The organism is Natronococcus sp. (assembly GCF_047921035.1).
GTDB lineage: Archaea > Halobacteriota > Halobacteria > Halobacteriales > Natrialbaceae > Natronococcus.
Genome location: NZ_JBLRWX010000156.1, coordinates 1 through 5285, shown reverse-complemented (window position 1 = coordinate 5285; position 5285 = coordinate 1). Strand labels below are relative to the sequence as shown.

The following is a 5285-nucleotide window of genomic DNA, read 5'->3' as shown; positions in this document are numbered from 1 at the left end:
CGAGGGCGTCCTCGCGTACGACGACGGCGAGTACCGGCTGCTCGAGCGACCGACCGACCTCGAGGCGCTCGTCTAGCCCGACGCTCGAGTGGCGACGGACCGACCCGACTCCGCTTCTCGACCGAACGATAGGGGGTCGGTCCGGCGATCGATCACTCGATTCGGCTGTCGATGGGTCGTACCCGCTCCTTGACCGCACGTCACACGTGTCTGAGTGTATCGCGGTGATTGTCACCTACCCACATGTTTAATAGACCGGAACCTAAACACAGCCCAAAGTTGCTAATCCAGTGATTAATAATGGCTAACAAAGGTAGTGGGAAGGAGACGATACGAAATATTGGTAACGGTACGATCAACCGCCGAACCTTCCTCGGGGCTGTCGGAGGGAGTACGGCAGCCGTCGGGATGGCCGGCTGTCTCGGCGGAATCGACGGCGGCGACGACGATGTGTTCCGAATCGGGCACCTGGCGCCGACGCGATCCCAGATGGGGCTGGGTGCGGAGCGAAGCATCGAAATCGCGGTCGACGAGGCTAACGACGACGGCGGGATCCTCGACCAGGAGGTCGAACTGCTCTCGGAGAACACGGAAGGGCAGGTCGACGAGGGAACCGCGGTCGTCGAGAGCCTGGTTCAGGAAGACGACGTCGACCTGTTGATCGGAACGTTCGTCAGCGAGGTGACGCAAGGAGTCCTGGACTTCGTCGCCGACCGGAACGTGCCGTTTATTATCACCGGATCGGCCGATCCCGAGACGATCACGGAGTTTCACGGACGGGACTACGAACAGTACAGGAACGTCTTCCGAACGGGACCGATCAACTCCGACCTCCAGGCGGAGGCGATGGGACAGTACGCGGAGTTTCTTTCCGAGGAACACGGCTGGGAAGAGTTTGCCATCCTGGCCGACGACGCCGCCTGGACCGGTCCGTTCATGGACCGACTGCCCGACGAGATCGAAGATCGGGGGTTCGACGTCGTCCACACCGACACGATGGGGATCGAGACCGACGACTTCACCCAGTATCTGGACGACGTGGACAGCGCGGACGCCGACGCTGTGTTCCGGTTTATCGCTCACGCGGACTCGGCGGCGTTCATCTCGACGTGGCAGAGCAACGAGTACCCGTTCGCGGTGGAAGGGATCAACGTTCCGGGTATGTCGCCGGCGTTCTGGGACGCAACGGAGGGTGCGTGTCTGTACGAGACGACCTCCCAGTCGGGTGCCGGCGGCGTCGCGGAGCTCACCGACCGGACGATGCCGTTCGTCGAGGAGTACGAGGACCGCTACGCCGACGACGATCCACCGAGCAAACCCATGTACATGGGGTTCAACTCCTACGACGCGGTCCACTTCTATCGGGAGGCCATCGAGAGCGCCGGCACCGCCGACTACGAGAGCGATCTGGACGATATCGTCGACGCGATGCTCGAGACCGAACACACCGGCGCGGCCGGCGAGATGGTGCTGTACGGCGAGGACTCGGAGTATCCGAACGACCTCCGGGAAACGCGCGACGAGGACGACTTCATCTCGAACTTCCCGATGACTCAGTGGCAGGAGGGCGGGGAAGTCGAGTGCGTCTTCCCCGAGTCCGACGCGACCGCCGACCACGTCGCACCGGAGTGGTTGTAGCCAGACATGCTCGGTACACTGCTGTCGGTGCTGATCCTGGGTGCGATGATCAGTGCCGTCTACGCGCTGATCGCGATCGGATTCACCATGATCTTCGGCGTCGGCGGCGTGTTGAACCTCGCACACGGCGCGTTGATCATGCTCGGCGCCTTCGCGTACCTGGGGCTCACCTCGACGGGCGGGCTGCTCTCTTTGCCCCCACTGGTGGGATTCGTCCTCGCCGTCGCCGTCTCCGCGGGCGCCTCCTACGCAATGTATGCGGGGATCGTACAGTTCATCGAGGAGAACGTCGTCGTCACGTTCCTCGCGACGGTCGTTCTGGCGCTGCTGGCGACCGAACTCGTGACGTTCTGGTTCGGTACCGATCCCTACCAGCTCGTTCCGCTCGTCGCCGGCTCGATCCATCTCGAGACCGTTGGCACCCGGGTTCGGTACATGGAGCTGCTCGGGTTCGTCATCTCCTGGGTTGCGATCGGCCTGCTGTGGTACTACGTGACCCGGACCGACGAGGGCCGATCGATCCTCGCGACTTCGATGAGCGAGCGCGGGGCACAGCTCACCGGCGTCGACCTCGACTTCGTCAAGTCCCGAACGTGGCTGATCGCGGGTTCGTTCGCCGGCATCGCCGGCGTGTTCCTGGGATCGCTGCTCTCGACGTATCCCGAGATGTGGCTCAACCCGCTGGCCATCGCGTTCATCATCGTCGTCATCGGCGGCATCGGCAGCATCAAGGGGTCGGTCGTCGCAGCCTACCTCATCGGCTACCTCGAGACGGTGACGATCCAGTTTCTCGGCTCGAGCTTCCAGGGGATCTTCTCGCTGATCGTCCTTGTCGTCGTCTTGCTGGTCTTGCCACAGGGACTGTACGGGAGGGAGTTCGTCCATGAGTAACGAAACCGACCGCTCGACCGGCGCGAGGCGAGCGTTGCGGAACACCTGGCACAGCGTCGACGACGGACTCGACGCCGTCGGCAGCCGGATCAATCCGCTCTTCCAGCCCCTCGCAAACGGCTACAATCGGCTGTTCGGGGCGACGTTCGGCGAGATGAACGGGCTCCAGTTTCTGCTGATCTTCGGCTCGCTGGTCGGGCTGCTGACGGCCCCGTTCTGGGGGACGTTCTCGCTCGTCCAGACGATGACGGTCGCCTGTATCTGGGCCGTGTTCGCGATGAGCTGGGACATTCAGAGCGGCTACACCGGCTACATCAGCTTCGGCCACTCCGTGCTGTCGGGAGCCGCGGCGTACGCGACGGCGATGCTCGTTTACAACGTCGACCCCGAGATGTCGATGGCGATCACGATTCCGCTCTCGGTCCTGGCGGCACTGGTCGTCGGCCTGCTGATCGCGCTGCCGTCGCTCCGGCTCAGCGGCCCGTACTTTTCGCTGATTACGTTCGTCGCCGTGCTGATCTTCTACCGACTGATCCGCCCGTTCAGCGAGTACACCGGCGGAGAGACCGGAATCCAGGCCGTGTCGGTGTTCACGTACGATCCGCTCGTGCGCTACTACTACATGTTGATTCCGATGCTCGTCGTCGCCGTGGCACTGACGTTCGTCGCCCGTTCGAACGTCGGGCTCGTGCTCATGGCGATCCGGGAGAACGAGTCAGCGGTCAACGCCGCCGGACTCGACGCGACGAAGTTCAAGCTCTGGTCGTTCGTCCTGAGCTCGATCCCGATGGGTATCGGCGGCGTGCTTCTCGTCCACTACTACGGCTCCGTCGATCCGACGACGTTCGTCGTCGTCGACAACAGCATCGAGATGATCGCGATGGCGGTACTGGGCGGAATGAGCTCGATCCTCGGCCCGCTCGGCGGGGCGTTCCTGTTCGTCATGCTCGAGGACTTCCTGCTAGAGGGATTGCCGGCGTCGGCCCGGTGGACCATCCTCTGGGTGATCGTCCTGCTCGTGCTGGTGTTCGCCCGGGACGGCCTGTTCCGGAGACTGTGGCACAAGCTCGACGGCTACGGTCGCCGGGGTGAGAACCGATGAGCCTGCTCGAGATCGACGGCCTCACGAAACGGTTCGGCGGCCTCGTCGCGGTCGACGACGTCTCGTTTACCGTCGATCGCGGCGAGATCGTCGGACTGATCGGCCCGAACGGGTCGGGCAAGTCGACGATATTCAACTGCATCATGAGCGAGTACGACGTCACCGCGGGGACGATCCGGTTCAACGGAGAGGAGATCACCGACCACCGAACGCACCAGGTCGTCAACAGCGGGCTGTCGCGGGTCTCCCAGGAGTCGAACCCGATCGACAGCCTGCCCGTCGCCGGCAACATCAAGCTGTTCACGCTGCCGAACAGCATCCTCTCACTGCGCGGCGGGGCGAGCGAGGAGGAGATCTACGAGTACGCCGCCCGGGTCGGCCTCGAGGAGGACCTCCAGGAGCTGCCGGATGAGTTGCCACACGCCGACGTTCGGCGCCTCGAGATCGCGAAGGCGCTGGCGACCGAACCCGACCTCCTCCTGCTCGACGAACCCTTCGCCGGGATGAACCAACAGGAGATCGGTGACCTCGTGGCGACGTTCGAGCGGTTCCGCGAGTTGGGAATCACGCTGGTCATCGTCGATCACAACATGGGCGGGCTGATGGGACTGGTCGATCGGGCCGTCGTCCTCGACAACGGGGACTTCCTGATGGAGGGAACTCCCGACGAGGTCACGACGGACGAGCGCGTCAGAAACGCCTATCTCGGCGGGATGGAGGTGGCGTAGATGGCCGTTCTCGAACTCACTGACGTTCACGTCCGATACGGCAAGGCCCACGCGCTGAAGGGGGTCTCGCTGGCGATCGAACCCGGGGAGATCTACGGCGTGATCGGACCCAACGGCGCTGGCAAGACGACCATGCTCAACGCCATCGCGGGCTTTGTCGATTATGAGGGACGGATCGAGTACGCCGGAACCGATCTCGCCGGACGAACCACCCAGGAGATCGTCACCGACGGCCTCGTCTACTGCACCGAGGACCGGGACCTGTTCCCGTTCTTCTCGGTTCACGAGAACCTGCTGATGGGCGCGCAGTTCCGCGAGGACCGCGAGGCGGTTCGAGAGGATCTCGAGATGGTCTACGAGTTGTTCCCGCGCCTCGACGAGCGCAGGCGACAGGAGGCCGAGACGATGAGCGGCGGGGAACAGCAGATGCTCGCGATCGGCCGGGCGCTGATGAGCGATCCCGAGGTACTGATGCTCGACGAACCGACGCTCGGGCTCGCACCGATCATCATCGAGGACATCAACGAGGCGATCGAGCGGCTGAACGACGAGGGGCTGACGATCCTGCTGGCCGAACAGAACTCAACGTTCGCGCTTCGTCACGCCGAACGGCTCGCGCTCATCGAAACCGGCACGATCGAACTCTCCGGCTCCGCCTCGGAACTCCGAGAGAACGAGTACATTCGCGACGCCTACGTCGGCGTTCATTGAGTGCCGACGAGTCGACGCGTGCTAGCCGTCGCGCGCTCGAGCGAGCATTCCGCGAGACGTCCCCGGCGCTTCTCGCGTTTGAACCGACTTCGCAGGCCCATGCTGAATCCATTTTTGTTCGAGCAGTGATGGAAGCACATGCCAATCCGTCCGCCGTCCGAGGACGACGTCCGGGAGCTGGGCGAGGAACTGTTCCTCGATCTCACGCCGGACGA

Annotated in this window: 6 protein-coding genes; 5 read left to right on the top strand and 1 reads right to left on the bottom strand. The window is 63.6% G+C overall.

The features are described from left to right. A partial coding sequence (locus ACNA7R_RS19115) for a hypothetical protein (protein WP_416285106.1) occupies window positions 1–235 on the bottom strand: 235 nt, incomplete at its 3' end. A gap of 173 nt (window positions 236–408) precedes the next feature. On the opposite strand from ACNA7R_RS19115, the gene ACNA7R_RS19110 reads away from it, so the two are divergent. Genes ACNA7R_RS19110 through ACNA7R_RS19090 form a run of 5 tightly spaced genes read left to right on the top strand, consistent with a single transcriptional unit; the run spans window position 409 to window position 5070 of the window. Continuing rightward, window positions 409–1638 carry an ABC transporter substrate-binding protein gene (locus ACNA7R_RS19110; protein WP_416285105.1) on the top strand — a complete coding sequence of 410 codons (1230 nt, stop codon included), beginning with the start codon at window positions 409–411 and terminating at the stop codon, window positions 1636–1638. 6 nt (window positions 1639–1644) lie between these two features. Beyond that, the gene (locus ACNA7R_RS19105) at window positions 1645–2529 is read left to right on the top strand and encodes a branched-chain amino acid ABC transporter permease (RefSeq protein WP_416285104.1); all 885 of its coding nucleotides are present in this window, start codon (window positions 1645–1647) and stop codon (window positions 2527–2529) included. Beyond that, window positions 2522–3631, top strand: coding sequence for a branched-chain amino acid ABC transporter permease (locus ACNA7R_RS19100; RefSeq protein ID WP_416285103.1), 1110 nt, complete (start codon window positions 2522–2524; stop codon window positions 3629–3631). The genes ACNA7R_RS19105 and ACNA7R_RS19100 overlap by 8 nt, the downstream gene beginning before the upstream one ends. Next, window positions 3628–4359, top strand: a complete 732-nt coding sequence (locus ACNA7R_RS19095) for an ABC transporter ATP-binding protein (RefSeq protein ID WP_416285102.1) — start codon at window positions 3628–3630, stop codon at window positions 4357–4359. The genes ACNA7R_RS19100 and ACNA7R_RS19095 overlap by 4 nt, the downstream gene beginning before the upstream one ends. Continuing rightward, complete coding sequence (locus ACNA7R_RS19090; protein ID WP_416285101.1) at window positions 4360–5070, top strand: ABC transporter ATP-binding protein; 711 nt, start codon at window positions 4360–4362, stop codon at window positions 5068–5070. It begins immediately after the preceding gene. Window positions 5071–5285: the final 215 nt, after the last annotated feature.

Excerpts from the sequence above, each read along its gene's own strand:
- ACNA7R_RS19090 (WP_416285101.1), top strand. The coding sequence starts at position 4,360 with ATGGCCGTTCTCGAACTCACTGACGTTCACGTCCGATACGGCAAGGCC.
- ACNA7R_RS19095 (WP_416285102.1), top strand. The coding sequence starts at position 3,628 with ATGAGCCTGCTCGAGATCGACGGCCTCACGAAACGGTTCGGCGGCCTC.
- ACNA7R_RS19100 (WP_416285103.1), top strand. The coding sequence starts at position 2,522 with ATGAGTAACGAAACCGACCGCTCGACCGGCGCGAGGCGAGCGTTGCGG.
- ACNA7R_RS19110 (WP_416285105.1), top strand. The coding sequence starts at position 409 with ATGGCCGGCTGTCTCGGCGGAATCGACGGCGGCGACGACGATGTGTTC.
- ACNA7R_RS19105 (WP_416285104.1), top strand. The coding sequence starts at position 1,645 with ATGCTCGGTACACTGCTGTCGGTGCTGATCCTGGGTGCGATGATCAGT.